The organism is uncultured Bacteroides sp., from assembly GCF_910585845.1.
In the GTDB taxonomy this organism is placed as follows: Bacteria; Bacteroidota; Bacteroidia; order Bacteroidales; family Bacteroidaceae; genus Bacteroides.
On record NZ_CAJUHF010000022.1, the window covers coordinates 1 to 18,046 of the forward strand.

The following is an 18,046-nucleotide window of genomic DNA, read 5'->3' on the forward strand; positions in this document are numbered from 1 at the left end:
GGAAAGGGGAAAATGGAAAATTAAGATTTGAGGAATAAACTATTATATAGAATAACAATATATGTAACGGGTGATAAGAAGTAATGTAATGCGGCATTACATATATTCTTATCACCCGTTACATATATTGGCATTTTCTTTACAAACTCGTCAACTCAAACTCATCAACTCAAAAACTTAAAACCTCATCAAGGTTCCCCCAAGTACCTGAAGATAAGTTTTACCTCAAGGGGAAGAAAGGTGTGGCGGTTCTTGTTGTAGCCTACGGCGGACAACTCCGACATCAACTGCTTGTTGGCATAGATCCAACGGCGGAGCAACTGCAAAGCTGTGGTACAGCTGACACCCGGATTGTAAAGCAAGGCAAGATCAACCTTGGTATAAGCGCGGACGGGAACTTTTTCTTCTAAAATTTCTTCTTTCATAAAATTATCTTTTTAGTTATTTATATGTCATAAAGATACTGATTTATTGCGACATAAGAAAGGAATAAAGAAAGTTTTATCTCTCATTTATCATCTCTTTTTTTTCATACAAAAACAAATAACTTCAAGCGGAAGGAGGACGGAAAAGGAAGAGGATATATTTGCAGTGTCCGAAGGAGATGTACCAAAGGCCACCACAGGATTACGCAGATTAGCACAGGTATTTTTGACACACCACCAAGGAAAAAACTATTATTTAACCTTTTAAGAGCCTGTTTAAATTTTGTTCAGCCTTCTTTGAGAGTTCTTTTTGAGGATGTTTTTCTGTTTTTATGAGGAGCATAGCGGGCTATGTGACGAATAAAAAGAGGAAAACAGACCGAAAAGAAACTCTAAAGAAGCTGAATAAAAAACTTTTTGAAGAAAATTTAAACAGGCTCTAAAATTTATCAAATTATGGGAGTACCATTCAAAAAGATTCCGCGGAAAGACCCGCGAAAAACGGATGCGACAGTGAAGTATTTATTTCTTCTATGAAAAGTTTCATTTATTGATATATTCAGTACCATTGAGTGGTATATTTAAATCAAAGTATTATCTTTGCAACAATAAAAGTTCGACAGCTATGAAGATACTATATTACATCTATCAGGTATGCTTTGCATTGCCCATCCTGTTAGTACTGACCATTCTTACAGCATTGGTCACCATCATCGGTTCACTGATAGGCGGAGCCCATATCTGGGGATATTACCCTGGGAAAATATGGTCACAACTCATTTGCATCCTCCTGCTCATTCCCGTAAAAGTGCACGGACGCGAAAAGCTTCATAAACATACCTCATACGTCTTCGTCCCCAACCATCAAGGAGCATTCGACATTTTCCTGATCTACGGTTTCTTGGGACGCAACTTCAAGTGGATGATGAAGAAAAGCCTGCGGAAAATCCCCTTCGTAGGGAAAGCATGCGAAAGCGCAGGACATATCTTTGTAGACCGTTCCGGACCCAAGAAAGTGTTGGAGACCATTCGTCAGGCAAAGGCTTCGCTGAAAGACGGCGTTTCGTTAGTGGTATTCCCGGAAGGTGCCCGCACCTTCACCGGACACATGGGATATTTCAAAAAAGGAGCATTCCAGCTGGCGGATGAATTACAACTGGAAGTTGTGCCTGTCACCATCGACGGATCGTTCCAGATCCTGCCACGTACCGGCAAGTGGATACACCGCCACCGCATGATACTGACCATACATGACCCCATCCCCCCTAAAGGACAAGGCACAGAAAATATAAAAGCGACGATGGCCGAAGCCTACGTCGCCGTAGAGAGTGCTTTACCGGAAGAATACAAAGGAATGGTGAAGAACGATGACCAATAAGTTACCCTATTTCTTACCCGCATTGCTTTCTTCCAAGCGTCGGTGCTCTTCAAGCAATTTCATGTTTTCCTTCGCCTTGTCAATAAATTCCCTCACCGAAGGATTGCTCTTGAAAGATTGAGGGGCAGTGTTAAGAATATCTTCCACCTGAGGGGTCATTACGGGGTATGGCAACGTGCTGCACATCATCAGGAAAACATTAGGTCCCAGAACATTCTCATAATTGGCAGAGATAAATTCCTTGATACAACTATTCATCTCATTGACTAAAGCCTCACCCTCCTGAGCCAATTGTTCGCGCACGTCTTCCAATGCAATACCATCCAACACCATGCGGGCTTCCTTCCGTTCCAGCTCCTCGATCTTCAGTTCAAGCGTATTGCGCTTGTCGATAAACTCATACAAAGCATTATTGAGTGGCGTACCCTTGGCCGTCAGCTGGGAATTGGATATGGAGACTTCTATCTTACCGCTTTCGAGCACCAAAGGCATGATAGCTTCATCGTTCATATAGAGCGTCACCATCACCACAGAATCCGAAGGACCACTTGCAGTAAACAAGCCATGTACCACTTCTGTCGAATCTATTGTAACCCACTGCCCGTCGCGGAGCGTTTTCAAATACAACATTTTACCGTCAAGACTGGTCACCGACGACACACCTTCGACTTTATACTTACGACTGCATGACGCAAACAACACAAGCAAAAGCAACAAAGGCAAAATACGATTCATATTCATTCTAACCATGTAAGAAACGATTTTTTGTACGAAATACGGCACAAAGGTACAATCTATTTCGGATTGTAAAGAAGTTTTTTATCAATATTTAAATTTTGGTTTCGCTTTTCCTTTAATAATCCTTATAAGGAGAAAAAAAAGAAAGGATATTTCATTTAGTTTACTTATTTTTGCAGTGATAACTCATTTAAGTTTCGCATATCTTTGATATGCTGTCAATAAACAAGTAAACAAGTTCAAGAACTTGCGAAACTTAAGTAACTAACAATATGTAAATCATTTCACTGAAATCAAAAAAAACTCATGTCAACATACGCCCCTTTTGCCAAACCACTGTATGTCATGCTGAAACCTGTAGGTGCCGTATGCAACCTTGCTTGCGATTATTGTTACTACTTGGAAAAAAGCAAATTATACCAGAATAATCCAAAACACGTCATGAGCGAAGAGCTGCTGGAGAAGTTCATCGAAGAATATATCCACTCGCAGACGATGCCCCAAGTCCTGTTCACATGGCATGGCGGAGAAACCTTGATGCGTCCTTTGTCTTTCTACAAAAAAGCGATGGAACTACAAAAAAAGTATGCCCAAGGACGTACCATAGACAACTGCATCCAGACCAACGGCACCATGCTGACGGACGAGTGGTGCGAATTCTTCCGTGAAAACAATTGGCTGGTGGGAGTTTCCATCGACGGCCCGCAAGAGTTCCATGACGAATACCGGAAGAACAAACAGGGAAAGCCCTCTTTCATAAAGGTCATGCAAGGCATCAACCTGCTGAAAAAGCATGGAGTGCAATGGAACGGAATGGCTGTAGTGAACGACTTCAATGCCGATTATCCGTTGGACTTCTACAATTTCTTTAAGGAGATAGGTTGCCATTATATCCAGTTCGCCCCCATCGTGGAGCGGGTGTTCGCCCATCAGGATGGAAGACACCTTGCCTCGCTTGCCGACCGGGAAGAAGTGGCACAACTGGCAGACTTCTCTGTCACTCCCGAACAATGGGGAGAATTTCTCTGCACGATCTTCGATGAATGGGTAAAAAAAGATGTGGGAACTTATTACATCCAACTGTTCGACTCCACACTTGCCAACTGGATAGGTGAACAACCGGGCGTCTGCTCTATGGCAAAAACGTGCGGACATGCCGGAGTGATGGAGTTTAACGGAGACGTGTACTCGTGCGACCATTTCGTCTTTCCCGAATATAAACTGGGAAACATCTATCAGAAAACACTGGTAGAGATGATGTATAGCGAAAAACAGCAGGCGTTCGGACAAATGAAACAACAATCGCTGCCCACCCAATGCCGGGAATGCGAATGGCTGTTTGCCTGCAACGGCGAATGCCCCAAGAACCGTTTCGCACATACAACCGATGGAGAACCGGGGCTGAACTATCTGTGCGCCGGATACCGGAGATTCTTCAAACACGTAGCTCCCTACATGGATTTCATGAAGAATGAACTGATGAACCAACGTCCGCCAGCCAACATCATGGAAGCAATCAGAAAAGAAAAACTAAAAAAAACATGAACTAAAAAACATAAACCCATAAACCTATGAACTAAAAAACTCATAAACTAAAAAACATATGAAGATTACATTAAAGAAAAGTTTATTTGCGGCAATCGCCGCACTGACAGTCTGCTCGGCACGTGCAGACGAAGGAATGTGGCTGTTGCAACTGATGAAACAGCAGAACTCCATCGACATGATGAAGAAACAGGGATTGAAATTGGAGGCAGACGACCTCTACAATCCTGACGGTGTATCGCTGAAAGATGCCGTAGGTATCTTTGGCGGCGGCTGTACCGGTGAAATCATCTCTCCGGAAGGTCTGATTCTGACAAACCACCACTGCGGCTACGGTGCCATACAGCAGCACAGTAGCGTGGAACACGACTACCTGACCGACGGTTTCTGGGCAAAGAACCGCGGCGAGGAACTGCCCACTCCGGGATTGAAGTTCCGCTTCGTACACCGCATTGTAGACATCACCGACCTGGTGAACAGCAAAGTAAAAGCCGGCGAAACGGACGAAGTGAATGCCATGAGCTATCCCTTCCTCAGCAAACTCGCCAAGGAAGAACTGGAGAAAAGTGACCTGAAGGGAAAACCGGGCATCGAAGTGCGCGCCCTCCCCTTCTATGCAGGCAACAAATTCTATCTCTTCTACTACAAAGTCTATAGCGACGTACGCATGGTAGCCGCTCCCCCCTCTTCAGTAGGCAAGTTCGGTGGCGAAACAGACAACTGGATGTGGCCGCGTCATACGGGAGACTTCTCCATGTTCCGTATCTATGCCGACGCGAACGGCGAACCGGCAGAATACAGCGCAAGCAATGTGCCCCTGAAGACTCCGAAGTTCCTGCCCATCTCCATCAAAGGACTGAATGAGGGCGACTATGCCATGATTATGGGATTCCCCGGCAGCACCGAACGCTACCTCACCCAAAGCGAAGTGAAGCAACGCATGAACGCCGTGAACCAAGCCATGATAGACATGCGTGGCGTGCGCCTCGAAGTGCTTCGTAAGTATATGGAAGCCAGCGACAAGACACGCATCCAATATGCCAGCAAGTTTGCCGGTAGCAGCAACTACTGGAAGAACTCTATCGGCATGAACAAAGCCATCATCGACAACGATGTGTTGGGCACCAAAGCGGAAATAGAGAAACGCTATGCCGCTTTTGCACAAGGTAAACCCGAATACGAAGGTGTGGTAGAGAAAATTGACGCCATCATTGAACGCAGCACCCCTGCCCTGCGCCAGCTTTACTACGTTAACGAAGCGTTGCGCGGTGCTATTGAGTTTGGCAGTACCTACATGATTATGGACAAGATCAAGCAGGCCATCGAAGAGAAGAACGACTCACTGCTCCAAGCCTCCAAGAAACAGTTGGAGGAATCTTTCAACGCCATACACAATAAGGATTACGATCACGAAGTGGATCGTGCCGTTGCCAAGGCTATCCTGCCTGCCCTCGCCAAAGCACTGAATGCTGACGAACTGCCCTCTTTCTACCAAACCATCAACAGTGCATTCAAGGGTGACTACAACGCATACATCGACAACATCTACGACAACTCCATCCTCTCCAACCGCGAGAATCTGGACAAGTTCCTGAAGAAACCGACAGTAAAAGCCATCGAGAAAGACCCGGCTACTGCCTACTCACGTTCCAAGAACGAGAAAATGAGAGAACTCAGCAAACAGTACATGGAGCTGGGAAGCGGTCTGGAACTGTTACACAAAGCCTATATCCGTGGCTTGGGCGAGATGAAACAGCCTGTCCCCTCTTATCCGGATGCTAACTTCACGATGCGTCTGACTTACGGTAACGTGAAGTCGTATAACCCGCGCGACGCCGTACACTACAACTACTACACCACTACCGACGGTATCCTCGAGAAAGAGAATCCCGAAGACCGCGAATTCGTGGTACCTGCCAAACTGAAAGAGCTGATTCAGAAGAAAGACTTCGGACGCTATGCCATGAAGGATGGCACCATGCCCGTATGCTTCCTTACAACGAATGACATCACCGGCGGTAACTCCGGTAGCCCTGTCATCAACGGAGAAGGTCAGCTTATCGGTACAGCTTTCGACGGCAACTGGGAGTCACTGAGTGGCGACATCAACTTCGACAACAACCTGCAACGCTGCATCGCGCTGGATATCCGCTATGTACTCTTCATCCTCGACAAACTGGGAGATTGCGGACACTTAATAAAAGAGATGAACATTATTGAGTAAATAAGAATCTTGGGAAGATACACTACCGTATCGAAGGCTATTCAGTACCGTCTGAAGGTCATTCAATACGGTAGTGAATCGTATTTAGTATGGTACTGAATACTCCCCTACTCAGAACATCTTCCAACACACATTATTATGAGAAAAGCCTTATTATCATTATTCCTAACATCCGCAATGCTGTCCGCCCACGCAGACGAAGGCATGTGGATGCTGACCGACCTGCAAAAGCAGAACGAAGTCGCCATGACGGAGCTTGGCCTCCTCATCCCCGTCAACCAGATTTATAATCCGGAAGGCATCGCATTGAAAGATGCCGTGGTACACTTCGGCGGCGGCTGCACCGGAGAAGTCATCTCTGCCGAAGGACTGGTATTGACCAACCATCACTGTGGCTACGGTTCCATACAGCAACACAGTAGTGTAGAGCACGACTACCTGACCGACGGTTTCTGGGCGATGTCCCGTGAAGAAGAGCTTCCCTGCAAGGGACTCACCATCACCTACATCGACGAGATTCTGGACGTGACGGACTACGTGAACGAACAACTGAAAATTGATGCGGACCCCAACGGAACGAATTACCTCTCACCCAAGTATCTGGCTACCGTAGCCGACCGCTTTGTTGAATCCGAAGGTATCGCACTGACTCCGGGCCGCAAGTTGGAACTGAAAGCTTTTTATGGCGGAAACCGCTACTACTTGTTCGTAAAAACTGTCTACAGGGATATCCGCATGGTAGGTGCTCCTCCCTCTTCCATCGGCAAGTTCGGCGCCGATACGGACAACTGGATGTGGCCGCGGCATACCGGCGACTTCTCCATCTTCCGCATCTATGCCGACAAAGACGGAAAGCCGGCTGAATACAGCAAAGACAATGTCCCCCTGAAAGTGAAAAAGCACCTCACCATCAGCCTGTCAGGCTACCGCGAAGGCGACTTCACTTTCATCATGGGATTCCCCGGACGCAATTGGCGCTACATGATCTCCGACGAAGTGGAAGAACGCATGCAGACCACTAACTTCATGCGCCACCACGTGCGCGACGTACGTCAGAAAGCACTCATGGAGCAGATGCTGAAAGATGATGCCGTACGCATCCACTACGCCAGCAAGTATGCTTCATCCGCCAACTACTGGAAAAATGCCATCGGCATGAACGAGGGACTTGTCCGCCTGAAAGTGCTCGACACCAAACGCGAACAGCAAGAAGCACTTCTGGCACGCGGCCGCTCGATGAACGATGATTCCTATCAGAAGGCATTCGACCAGATTCGTGCCATTGTGAAGCAACGCCGCCCTGCCCTCTATCATCAGCAAGCCATCCAGGAAGCCTTGGTGACAGGACTCGACTTCATGCGCCTCCCCAACACTTCATCTCTGCTGGCTGCCCTGAAAAGCAAAGACAAAGAGCGGATACAGTCGGCAGCAGACAGCCTGAAGACAGTTGCCGACAGGTATTTTGCCTCCGTCCCCTTCCCCGAAGTGGAACGCATCGTTGCCAAGAAAATGTTGCAGACCTATATGCAATATATTCCGGCAGAACAGCGCATCAGTATCTTCGAAGTGATAAACAAACGCTTCAAGGGCAACAGTGATGCCTTTGTTGATGCCTGCTTCAACCACTCCATCTTCGGAAAGAAAGAGAACTTCGAGAAGTTTATCCGTAAGCCGAACTCCTATCAACTCTCTTTCGACTGGATGATCCTGTTCAAACACTCCATCACAGACGGCCTGCTGCAAACCGCCATAGCCATGACAGACGCCAACAAGAACTATAACGCCGCACACAAAGTTTGGGTGAAAGGAATGATGGACATGAAGCTTAGTGCAGGGACGCCCATTTATCCGGATGCCAACTCCACCCTGCGTCTCACCTACGGAAAGGTGTTGCCCTACGCACCGGCAGACGGCGTGGAATACGGCTACTACACTACTCTGAAAGGTGCTATGGAAAAGGAAGATCCCAATAACTGGGAATTTTTAGTGCCTGCTAAGTTGAAACAACTGTATCAGAACAAAGACTTCGGACGCTATGCCATGCCGAACGGCGAAATGCCCGTCTGCTTCATTGTGAATACCGACAATACCGGAGGAAACTCAGGCAGCCCGGTGTTCAATGCCAAAGGCGAACTGATAGGTACAGGCTTCGACCGCAACTATGAAGGACTTACGGGAGACATTGCCTTCCGCCCCTCTTCGCAACGGGCAGCGTGCGTGGATATCCGCTATACCTTATTCATCATCGAAAAGTATGCCGGAGCCACACACCTCATCAAGGAGCTGACAATTGCCGAATAAGGGAACGGACAATCGGAAGGAGCCATACGGCCCGCGTGAACAAAATAGTGCAGCTATGCGTTTCTAATGGCAGAAAGTGAGATTTAAAACCTAATTATTGTATAACTGAAAAAATAGAATTATGGAAAAGTTTACAGAACTGATACAATCAGAGAAACCCGTTTTAGTCGATTTCTTCGCCACTTGGTGCGGACCGTGCAAAGCCATGCATCCGGTACTGGAAGAGCTGAAAGGACAAATAGGTGATGCTGCACGCATCGTGAAAATCGATGTAGACCAGCATGAAGAACTTGCTGCCCAATATCGCATACAAGCTGTCCCCACATTCATCTTGTTCAAAAAGGGTGAAGCCGTATGGCGCCATTCCGGAGTAATCAAAGGCAGCGAACTGAAAGCTGTCATTGAACAACATTCATAAAAAACAAAGAAGATGAGGAAAACAATGACATTGGCGGTCCTGCTCTTTGCAAGCGTGCTTACATTTGCCTGCAAAGACGGGACCAAAGCCCAGCCCAACGAGGTTGAACAGAAAAATACCCAAGCCGGAGAAGTGATCGTAATGGACAAAGAGATGTTCATCAAGAACATATTCGATTACGAGAAATCCCAGCAATGGAAATATAAAGGTGACAAGCCCGCCATCATCGACCTGTATGCCGACTGGTGTGGCCCCTGCCGCATGGTAGCTCCCATCATGAAGGAACTGGCAAAAGAATATGCCGATAAGATCACGATCTATAAGGTGAATGTAGACAAAGAGCGCGAACTTGCCGCACTGTTCAATGCAAGCAGTATTCCTCTTTTTGTGTTCATCCCGATGGAAGAAGAGCCTCAACTATTCCGAGGAGCAGCCGACAAGGCTACCTACAAAAAGGCTATTGACGAGTTCTTGTTGAAGAAAGAGGTTACATCGGAATAAGAGCCTGTTTATATTTTCTTCAAAAAGTCTTTTATTCAGCTTCTTTTGAGCTTCTTTCCGGTCTGTTTTCCTCTTTTTATTCGTCACATAGCCCGCTATGATCCTCATAAAAACAGGAAAACATCCTCAAAAAGAACTCTAAAAAGAAGGCTGAACAAAATTTAAACAAGCTCTAACTCAAAATCTATTTCATAAGTATAGAGTATTACTCAAGAAAGGAGTTTTGACACTCCTTTCTTGAATAATAGATAGGTATTTCCTTCCATTCTCCTCCGTACAATTCCATCACTGACGTATAACCCGCCTTCTTCAAAGCCTGCAAGGCTTCGCGCCGCCCGTTGTTTATCCGTTCCGGATAGTGGGAATCACTATTCACTTGCACCTTCACACCCAGTCCATACAGATAAGAGAAATAACGTTCATTGGGAAAGAAAGTACCCAGTTCGTGATAAGCCTTGGTGTTGATCTCTACTTGATAACCACGGCGGGCAATCTCTGCAAAGTACGTCCGCACCAGTTCATCGTACCAAGGCTCGTCCAGCAATCCCGGACGATAACAGGAGGCGTTATAATGCATTTTATCGGCATGTCCTACGATGTCGAAGCCACCCAGTCCGATCATCTTCAACAAACGTTCATAATAGAGATGAACTACCCGCACCAAATCACCACCAAACTCCCGGTCTACAATGTCGCGAAACTTATCGGCAGGAACATCAATGTCTATCACTTCCCCTTTGTCGTTGTAGAGCAGGTGCACCGACCCGATACGATAATCCAACGGTAATTCACGGAAACGGATCATGCTGGGATTACTCTCCTCATTCAAATAGTCTATCTCCAAACCGATATACAGTTCGATCTGTCCGGCATACTTCGCTTTCAGACGATGGAACTCCGACAGGTAGTCGTCCATCAGATCCCACTCCATCGTCCAGGCAGTAGAAAACGGAAGAGGAGCATGTGAAGAAAATCCATATGACGTGAACCCTTCGCTCAGGGCAAAACGGACAAAATCTTCCATATTGGCACGCCCGTCACAATACAGGCAGTGGCTATGATAATTGGTTAAGTTTCCTGTTCTACGATTCATTGTTTTATCACCAGATTCACTTGTCGTTCCATTAAAAAAAACATCACCACACATCACCCTTCTATCTCGCTCAGTTCAAGCCAGCGCATGGTCTTCTCGTCAATCAAGTCCGTCAGCTGGGGCAAGCGTTTCGACTTTTCCACAATCTCTTCCATCGGCAAAGTCCCGCTGCACAAGGCTTCTTCGATATTTTTCTTCTCTTCTTCAAGCGTTGCGATTTCCACCTCCAACTGTTCAAATTCCCTCTTCTCTTTGAAAGACATCCGCCGCTTATCATTCAGGCGGACTTTGGCTGTCTTGTCTTCCTTTCCGGTATCCTTTTCTTTCTCCTTCTCCACACGTGCCTTCTCGTCTTTCCAGCTGCGATACTGGGTGTAATTTCCGGGAAAATCACGTATGTCAGCCTGACCATTGAACACCAACAGATGATCCACTACCTTATCCATAAAATAGCGGTCGTGGCTTACCACAATGACGCACCCCTTGAAATTCTGCAAGTATTCTTCCAACACATTCAGGGTGATGATGTCCAGATCGTTGGTAGGTTCGTCCAGCACAAGGAAGTTCGGATTGCGCATCAGCACCGTGCATAAATAGAGACGACGACGTTCGCCACCACTCAACTTATAGACATAGCTATGCTGGGTTTCGGGAGTAAATAGGAAATGTTGCAGGAATTGAGATGCCGTCAACTTCTTGCCGTTACCCAATTCGATGACCTCGGCAATGTTCTGCACCACATCAATCACTTTCATCTGTTCGTCAAACTGTAATCCTTCCTGCGAATAGTAGCCGAAACGCACCGTCTCACCGATGTCAATTGTTCCACTGTCCGCCTTCTGCTCTCCCATCAGGATTTTGATAAAGGTAGATTTGCCGGTACCGTTATTTCCCACAATACCCATCTTCTCGTAACGGGCAAAAATGTAAGAAAAGTCTTCCAATATCTTCAGATCACCGAATGACTTGTACACATGGTCTGCCTCAAATATCTTGCTACCTATGTAGGAAGCTTTCACATCCAGTTTGACATTGTCGTTGCGGAGACGCTGCTTCGCCACCTTCTCCAATTCGTAGAACGCCTCCTCGCGATAACGCGCCTTATGCCCACGTGCCTGCGGCATACGGCGCATCCATTCCAACTCTGTACGGTAGAGGTTGTTGGCTCGCTCTATCTCCACGGTCTTAGCTTCGATGCGCTCCTGCCGCTTCTCCAGATAGTAGCTGTAATTGCCTTTATATTGATAAATCTGCCGGTTGTCTATCTCGATGATTTCATCGCACACGCGATCGAGGAAATAACGGTCGTGCGTCACCATGAGCAGACTGAGGTTGTTCCTACGCAAGTATTCCTCCAGCCATTCGGTCATGTCAAGATCGAGGTGGTTGGTCGGCTCGTCCAAAATCAACAGATCGGGTTCAGTGATCAGAGTGTTGGCAAGTGCCACGCGTTTCAACTGTCCGCCGGAAAGATGCTTCACCTGCTGGTCGAAGTTCCTTATCTTCAGTTGAGACAGGATTTGTTTGGCCTTCTGCTCATAGTCCCATGCTTTCTCATGGTCCATGCGCACCAGAATTTCGTCCAAGCCCGGATGTCCCTCCGTCTCCATGCAACGTTCGTACTCCTTTATCAGCTCTACCGTAGAGTTGCCGTGATGGAAACACGCCTCCAGTACGGTCAGTTGTTCGGGATACTGAGGATTCTGCTCCAAATATCCTACCCTGAGGTCACGACGAAAGGAGATCTTCCCGTTGTCATAATCCTCTTTTCCGGCAATGATATCCAGCAGGGTGGTCTTGCCACTGCCATTCTTGGCAATCAGACCGATACGCTGTCCTTCCGCCACACCGAATGAGATGTTCTCAAACAATATCAAGTCACCAAAAGACTTGGTCAGATTCTCTATCTGAAGATAACTTACCACAATATAAAAGTTATAAATTAGAAACTAAAGCAGAGCCTTGTAAGTCTCTGCCAGATTGCACACCTCGCCTGCCCGTACTTTGCTCCACACCAGCTTCATCGGGTCGATGTACTCTCCCGTAGTCGTGTTTTGCAGGACAGGGGCTTCACGATTGCCGTCTATCAGGGTCATCCATTCCAGTCCGTCCACTTCGTTTGCCAAAATCACGCATAGTACAATACCTAACGATAGCCACGCTTCCTTCTTCTTCGGAGCTATCGAACCGCTGTCTATGAGCTGCTGCATGCTGGATAGATCCACTTCCACTCCCTGAAAGTCTTTCTTCTGCTGTTCTTTTATGGTGGCAGTCACCCATTCATAAGCTTCGTTGATCTGATAGATTTCGGACAGGCGCACCGGAATGATCTCTGCCGGATATTTCGCTCCCACCTTACGCACTTCCAGCGAGGCAATTACCGCCTCGGCTTCGGCAACAGATACTCCCTTTTCCACAGTGAAAGAGCACTCAAAGGCAATATCTCCTATGCCTGCGATCCAAAGATGCGTGGTGTAATAAGCTCCGTTTTCCTGAAACATTTCTTTGCTGTAAGCACATTCCAGGCTACCTACTTTCACCGCAGTTGCCGAAGTGTTTTCCTTCAATTCCTGACACACCACTTCACTGCCATACGTGGCATCGCCCTTATATGCGGAGATACGGAAGTTTCCAGTCCACTCACTGGGATTATAAAAGAGAAAAGAGCCTTCTCCGTCTTCAAACTCATTCCAGTCTGCGGGATATATCATGGAGAACCATGCTCCCGGAGAGATAAATTTCTTGCCTTGTACCATCATCATTCAAAGATTAAATTCGAGGCCACTTCGCCCCGCACGGCAAAATTAACACTACCACCGCTGATATGCAAACAAACAGATAGTCTTTTTTAAAAAGGAGTTGTCGGGACTTAACAGAAGAGTTTCCCTATTTCCCTATCGGCTGGATTTTGCGCCTTACTTCCTTCGAGATTTCCAGAAACATATAGTTCAGCTTGCCGGAATGGATATTCTCTTCGTTCTCCTTGTACTTCTTGTTTGCATATTGCTTGGATTTGTCGAAGGTGAGTCGAGACATCTGATTCTGCGATTTACCAGCCATCGTGGAATCCAGTTTCTCGTCCGGAAAGAAATCATCCAGATCGATGTCGCCAATCATTGTGGTCTCCAGAAAGTTCTTGTGTTTGTGCTCCGAATCTGTATAATAACCCACAAACATATGTCCTGGAGTGCGTACCAGAATAGGCACTATGTTAATGGCACGGAGCAATGAAGCAAACAATACGCTGCCATCCACACAGTTTATCTGTGAAGACTCCAAAGCATCGTCGAACGTACGGACACGTTGCGAAAAAACTATATTGCTGGAGAGACTGGTGTTGGAAACGGAACTGTAACGGAAGTTGCGCTTCTGAAGTACATTCCACAAGGCATAGACTTGCTTGTCCACTCCATCAGCATTGCCACTCTGATAACCCAGAAAACGATTGACGATACGTGTATTGAGCGCTTCGCGCAACAACTGGTCGATCATCGGGTTTTCTTCGTTGACGTATGCAGCAAACAGTATTCCCGTATCATGGAACTGGGTCCCGTTTGTGACGTATCCCAACAGGCACTCGTTGATGCTTCGAACGGAAAAGGTACGGACACGCTGTCCCATACTCTTGCCATTCATCTCCACCATGACCACCACACTGATAGGTTCTGCCTGATTATTGTTCCTCAATGCCTCATAGTTCCAGATAATATCGGGATATATGATATAGTCCGTGCGTGGCTTTGCCAGCACAAACTCAGATACCGAACGGGAGAAGAAGGGGGTTTCGGCAACCTCAATCCGCACCCTGCTATATGCCTTGCCTGAACGTACTCGGACAGCGATGCAGGATTTTGGATTGCCCAAGTAGAGCGAATCGGACGGAACAATGACTTGTGCGTCCGTTGTAGCCACGGAAAGGATACCGGAGGGAAAAATATTACCACCCAGTTCGTCAGTGATCTCGAATCCGTTACGAAACGGGGCTGAGTTCAACCAAAAGGAGCCTGACACCACAGCCAGGAACAATATTGCGCAAGCAAGCAGCCCCCACTTTCGCCGACCAAATCTCATTTTATGCAACTCTTTCATTCTACACACTGTTTATTAGTAAACAAAGATAAGGATAAAAAGAAATGTAACCATATTGTAACACCAATTTCATTTTCCCGTAACAAAATTCCTCCATCTTTGTCGGCAAATAAGAATAAAGTATAACTTTGTGGGGACAGAATTTGTTTTATATACCTCACTTCAATTAGAAAAGACTATGAACGATTATCATATTTTAGTGGTGGATGATGAAGAAGACCTTTGCGAGATCCTGAAATTCAATCTTGAGAACGAGGGATACAGGGTAGATACCGCCAATTCCGCCGAAGAGGCACTGCGAATGGATCTCAGCAGTTACCATCTGTTGCTGTTGGACGTGATGATGGGGGAAATCTCCGGTTTTAAAATGGCAAGCCTGCTGAAGAAGGAGAAGAAGACCGCACAGATTCCCATTATCTTCATCACGGCAAAAGATACGGAAAACGACACGGTGACGGGATTCAACCTGGGAGCGGACGACTACATCTCCAAACCTTTCTCGCTGCGCGAGGTGGTGGCACGCGTCAAGGCCGTACTGCGCCGCACGCAACAAGAAGAGACAGAACGAAAACCGGAACAGCTCGTCTATAAAACGCTAACAATAGATATTGCCAAGAAGAAAGTGAGCATCGACGGCAATGAGACACCGCTCACCAAAAAGGAGTTTGAAATCCTGCTCCTACTGCTACAGAACAAGGGACGTGTCTTCTCGCGGGAGGATATACTGGCGCGCGTCTGGAGCGACGAGGTGTATGTGCTGGACCGCACGATTGACGTCAACATCACCCGCCTGCGCAAGAAGATAGGAATTTATGGAAAGTGCATTGTAACCCGATTAGGATATGGATACTGCTTCGAATCTGAATAACACTACACACTTCCTGTCGCTCAGCCGGAAGCTGTTTCTCTCAGTCATCTCGCTGTTTCTGTTGTTTGCCGGATGCTTCCTCGCCTACCAGTATCAGCGCGAAAAGAGATATAAGATAGACTTGCTGGACATACAGCTCCAGGACTATAACGAATGCTTACATCAGGAACTCTCGCAGACCCCGGACAGCCTGTGGAGCAAGGCTTTGGAACAATATCTACAAAAACATCTCAAAAAAGACTTACGCGTCACCATAGTAAACGCACGGGGCAATGTCCTGTTCGACAATTACGAGAATCATGAAATGGGTAACCACATCGGACGTCCGGAAGTACAAAAGGCCTTGGCAGAAGGAAAAGGATATGACGTGCGGCGTACCTCTGAAACGACGGGAATGCCTTACTTCTACTCTGCCACGCACTATAAGGACTACATCATTCGCTCCGCACTCCCCTACGACCTGAACCTGAGCAACCATCTGGCAGCCGACCAACACTATATCTGGTTCACAGCCATCATATCGCTGCTACTGATGTTCATCTTCTATAAGTTTACATCGAAACTGGGAACCGCCATCAGTCAACTGCGCGAGTTTGCCAAACGTGCCGACAAGAACGAACCTGTAGATACCGATGTGCAGTCCGCCTTTCCGCACAACGAGCTGGGAGAAATCTCACAGCACATCATACAGATATACAAACGTCTGCGCGAGACGAAAGAAGCACTGTACATCGAACGCGAAAAGCTGATCACCCACCTGCAAACTTCACGCGAAGGATTGGGTGTCTTCAATAAGGACAAGAAAGAGATACTGGTCAACAATCTGTTTACGCAATACAGCAACCTCATATCCGATTCCAACCTACAAACAACGGAGGAGATTTTCTCCGTCAGCGAATTTCAGAAGATCACAGACTTCATCAACCAAGCTCCCAAACGTCCTGGCAAGGAAGAAAAGCGCATGTCGGTCCGAGTCAACAAGAACGGGCGCATGTTCATCATCGAATGCATCCTGTTTCAGGACCTGAGCTTTGAGATTTCCATCAATGACATCACACAAGAAGAAGAGCAGATCCGGCTAAAACGGCAACTGACGCAGAACATATCACATGAACTGAAAACACCGGTCAGCAGCATACAGGGATATTTGGAAACCATTGTCAACAACGAAAACCTTCCACGAGAAAAAATGCAGGTTTTCCTGGAGAAGTGTTATGCACAGAGTAACCGACTGAGCCGGCTACTGCGCGACATCTCCGTACTGACACGCATAGACGAGGCCGCCAACCTGATTGATATGGAGAAGGTGGATATCAACCTGCTGGTGGAAAGCATCGTAAACGAGACATCGCGGGAACTGGAAGAGAAGCATATCACCGTCATCAACTCTCTGAAACCGAATATGCAGTTGCGTGGAAATTATTCGCTGCTGTACTCCATCTTCCGTAATCTGATGGACAATGCCATCGCCTATGCGGGTACGGACATCACCATCTGCATCAACTGCTTCCGCGAAGACGAGAATTTCTACTATTTCAGTTTTGCCGATACGGGCGTAGGCGTCGCACCGGAGCATCTGAACCGCCTGTTCGAGCGCTTCTATCGCGTGGACAAAGGGCGATCACGCAAATTGGGAGGCACAGGGTTAGGACTCGCCATCGTAAAGAACGCCGTCATCATCCACGGCGGAACCATCTCGGCAAAAAACAACCAAGGAGGTGGACTGGAGCTCGTATTTACATTGGCAAAAGAGAAAGCTTCATGAACAACAGATCCTTCGGCATAGGAAGCAGAGAATTGCAACGTAATTTCATAATTATCTATTTATTAAGGCTAATTTGCTTGCCAAGTCAACACAAAGTCCGGATGCAACAAGTAATGTATATGAAACTTCAGTTTCTCCAGCGTCCGATACTCTTCTGCAAGAAAATCGCCACACTGAGAGACTACGAAAGGGAAGATGCGTAGATGCGCCCGAAAATCCACTTCTTCTGTATTCATACACTTGAACATGACCTCCTTTGCCGACCAGTGGAGCAGCAAAGCCCATGTATCCGTTCCCTGATACAGAGCAGCAGTTTCGTCGGCACGCATATACTTATGAGCTACCTTATGCACCCGCTCGCCATATTGCTCGATGTCAATCCCCACTTCCTTACCGTCTTCTCCGAGGATGACCGACACATAGCCACGGGTATGCGAAATGCTGATAGAAGCGCTACCGTCCGCCAAATAGGGTTTCCCATTAGGATGATAAGCCACCGTCTTCTCTTCGCCCAGCAATGCATACAACAACACGCGTACCGCCAACCATTCCCTGCGGCGATGCTCAGCGGAAAAGCGTTGCAGGGCGTGCCGGTAGGATTCTTGCTGCGGAAGCATAGCCAGCAGTTCGTCCGGCGATTCATCCATCTTCCAAATGCCCCACTTGCATCGAGGCTCTGTATGCTGCATGAAAAGAGCCAT

At 47.1% G+C, this 18,046-nt stretch carries 14 protein-coding genes and 1 pseudogene; 8 read left to right on the forward strand and 7 right to left on the reverse strand.

All coding sequences use genetic code 11. The features are described from left to right. Window positions 1-188: 188 nt before the first annotated feature. A complete protein-coding gene (locus QZ323_RS07960) occupies window positions 189-425 on the reverse strand; it encodes a DUF4248 domain-containing protein (RefSeq protein ID WP_294634068.1) in 237 nt (78 codons plus the stop codon). A 625-nt stretch (window positions 426-1,050) separates the two neighbouring features. On the opposite strand from QZ323_RS07960, the gene QZ323_RS07965 reads away from it, so the two are divergent. Continuing rightward, window positions 1,051-1,803, forward strand: coding sequence for a lysophospholipid acyltransferase family protein (locus QZ323_RS07965; protein WP_294634069.1), 753 nt, complete (start codon window positions 1,051-1,053; stop codon window positions 1,801-1,803). A 6-nt stretch (window positions 1,804-1,809) separates the two neighbouring features. On the opposite strand, the gene QZ323_RS07970 is transcribed toward QZ323_RS07965, so the two are convergent. Next, window positions 1,810-2,553 carry a DUF4369 domain-containing protein gene (locus QZ323_RS07970; RefSeq protein WP_294634070.1) on the reverse strand — a complete coding sequence of 248 codons (744 nt, stop codon included), beginning with the start codon at window positions 2,551-2,553 and terminating at the stop codon, window positions 1,810-1,812. A 294-nt stretch (window positions 2,554-2,847) separates the two neighbouring features. On the opposite strand from QZ323_RS07970, the gene QZ323_RS07975 reads away from it, so the two are divergent. The 5 genes from QZ323_RS07975 (at window position 2,848) to QZ323_RS07995 (ending at window position 9,530) form a co-directional block, all read left to right on the forward strand. After that, the gene (locus QZ323_RS07975; RefSeq protein ID WP_294634071.1) at window positions 2,848-4,086 is read left to right on the forward strand and encodes an anaerobic sulfatase-maturation protein; all 1,239 of its coding nucleotides are present in this window, start codon (window positions 2,848-2,850) and stop codon (window positions 4,084-4,086) included. 58 nt (window positions 4,087-4,144) lie between these two features. Further along, window positions 4,145-6,310, forward strand: a complete 2,166-nt coding sequence (locus QZ323_RS07980) for a S46 family peptidase (protein WP_294634072.1) — start codon at window positions 4,145-4,147, stop codon at window positions 6,308-6,310. 138 nt (window positions 6,311-6,448) lie between these two features. Next, window positions 6,449-8,611: a S46 family peptidase gene (locus tag QZ323_RS07985; protein WP_294634073.1), complete on the forward strand. Its 2,163-nt coding sequence runs from the start codon at window positions 6,449-6,451 to the stop codon at window positions 8,609-8,611. A gap of 121 nt (window positions 8,612-8,732) precedes the next feature. Continuing rightward, window positions 8,733-9,029 (forward strand): thioredoxin, encoded by a 297-nt coding sequence (trxA, locus tag QZ323_RS07990; protein ID WP_294634074.1) that lies wholly within the window; start codon window positions 8,733-8,735, stop codon window positions 9,027-9,029. Between the two features lie 12 nt (window positions 9,030-9,041). After that, window positions 9,042-9,530, forward strand: coding sequence for a thioredoxin domain-containing protein (locus QZ323_RS07995; RefSeq protein ID WP_294634075.1), 489 nt, complete (start codon window positions 9,042-9,044; stop codon window positions 9,528-9,530). Window positions 9,531-9,735: 205 nt separating this feature from the next. Here QZ323_RS07995 and QZ323_RS08000 read toward each other — a convergent pair whose 3' ends face one another. From QZ323_RS08000 to QZ323_RS08015, 4 genes and pseudogenes are all read right to left on the reverse strand, one after another. Beyond that, window positions 9,736-10,623, reverse strand: a complete 888-nt coding sequence (locus QZ323_RS08000; protein WP_294634076.1) for a histidinol-phosphatase — start codon at window positions 10,621-10,623, stop codon at window positions 9,736-9,738. A gap of 53 nt (window positions 10,624-10,676) precedes the next feature. Next, window positions 10,677-12,548, reverse strand: a complete 1,872-nt coding sequence (abc-f, locus tag QZ323_RS08005) for a ribosomal protection-like ABC-F family protein (protein ID WP_294634077.1) — start codon at window positions 12,546-12,548, stop codon at window positions 10,677-10,679. Between the two features lie 24 nt (window positions 12,549-12,572). Next, a complete protein-coding gene (locus tag QZ323_RS08010) occupies window positions 12,573-13,379 on the reverse strand; it encodes a DUF3805 domain-containing protein (RefSeq protein WP_294634113.1) in 807 nt (268 codons plus the stop codon). A 130-nt stretch (window positions 13,380-13,509) separates the two neighbouring features. Then, window positions 13,510-14,595: pseudogene (locus QZ323_RS08015) on the reverse strand (hypothetical protein); the annotation flags it as partial. Between the two features lie 295 nt (window positions 14,596-14,890). Between QZ323_RS08015 and QZ323_RS08020 the strand changes: the two are divergent. Both QZ323_RS08020 and QZ323_RS08025 read left to right on the forward strand, forming a co-directional pair. Continuing rightward, window positions 14,891-15,580, forward strand: a complete 690-nt coding sequence (locus tag QZ323_RS08020) for a response regulator transcription factor (protein WP_294634079.1) — start codon at window positions 14,891-14,893, stop codon at window positions 15,578-15,580. Then, a complete protein-coding gene (locus QZ323_RS08025) occupies window positions 15,555-17,345 on the forward strand; it encodes an ATP-binding protein (RefSeq protein WP_294634080.1) in 1,791 nt (596 codons plus the stop codon). Before QZ323_RS08020 ends, QZ323_RS08025 begins: the two co-directional genes overlap by 26 nt. Window positions 17,346-17,413: 68 nt before the next feature. Here QZ323_RS08025 and QZ323_RS08030 read toward each other — a convergent pair whose 3' ends face one another. Next, window positions 17,414-18,046 (reverse strand): 4'-phosphopantetheinyl transferase family protein, encoded by a 633-nt coding sequence (locus tag QZ323_RS08030; RefSeq protein ID WP_294634081.1) that lies wholly within the window; start codon window positions 18,044-18,046, stop codon window positions 17,414-17,416.

Bases quoted from the DNA above. Each gene is read 5' to 3' on its own strand.
- QZ323_RS08030 (WP_294634081.1), bottom strand. From the start codon at position 18,046: ATGGCTCTTTTCATGCAGCATACAGAGCCTCGATGCAAGTGGGGCATT.
- QZ323_RS07975 (WP_294634071.1), top strand. From the start codon at position 2,848: ATGTCAACATACGCCCCTTTTGCCAAACCACTGTATGTCATGCTGAAA.
- QZ323_RS07960 (WP_294634068.1), bottom strand. From the start codon at position 425: ATGAAAGAAGAAATTTTAGAAGAAAAAGTTCCCGTCCGCGCTTATACC.
- QZ323_RS07995 (WP_294634075.1), top strand. From the start codon at position 9,042: ATGAGGAAAACAATGACATTGGCGGTCCTGCTCTTTGCAAGCGTGCTT.
- QZ323_RS08025 (WP_294634080.1), top strand. From the start codon at position 15,555: ATGGATACTGCTTCGAATCTGAATAACACTACACACTTCCTGTCGCTC.
- QZ323_RS07970 (WP_294634070.1), bottom strand. From the start codon at position 2,553: ATGGTTAGAATGAATATGAATCGTATTTTGCCTTTGTTGCTTTTGCTT.
- QZ323_RS08020 (WP_294634079.1), top strand. From the start codon at position 14,891: ATGAACGATTATCATATTTTAGTGGTGGATGATGAAGAAGACCTTTGC.
- QZ323_RS07980 (WP_294634072.1), top strand. From the start codon at position 4,145: ATGAAGATTACATTAAAGAAAAGTTTATTTGCGGCAATCGCCGCACTG.
- QZ323_RS08010 (WP_294634113.1), bottom strand. From the start codon at position 13,379: ATGGTACAAGGCAAGAAATTTATCTCTCCGGGAGCATGGTTCTCCATG.
- QZ323_RS07985 (WP_294634073.1), top strand. From the start codon at position 6,449: ATGAGAAAAGCCTTATTATCATTATTCCTAACATCCGCAATGCTGTCC.
- QZ323_RS08000 (WP_294634076.1), bottom strand. From the start codon at position 10,623: ATGAATCGTAGAACAGGAAACTTAACCAATTATCATAGCCACTGCCTG.
- QZ323_RS07965 (WP_294634069.1), top strand. From the start codon at position 1,051: ATGAAGATACTATATTACATCTATCAGGTATGCTTTGCATTGCCCATC.
- trxA (WP_294634074.1), top strand. From the start codon at position 8,733: ATGGAAAAGTTTACAGAACTGATACAATCAGAGAAACCCGTTTTAGTC.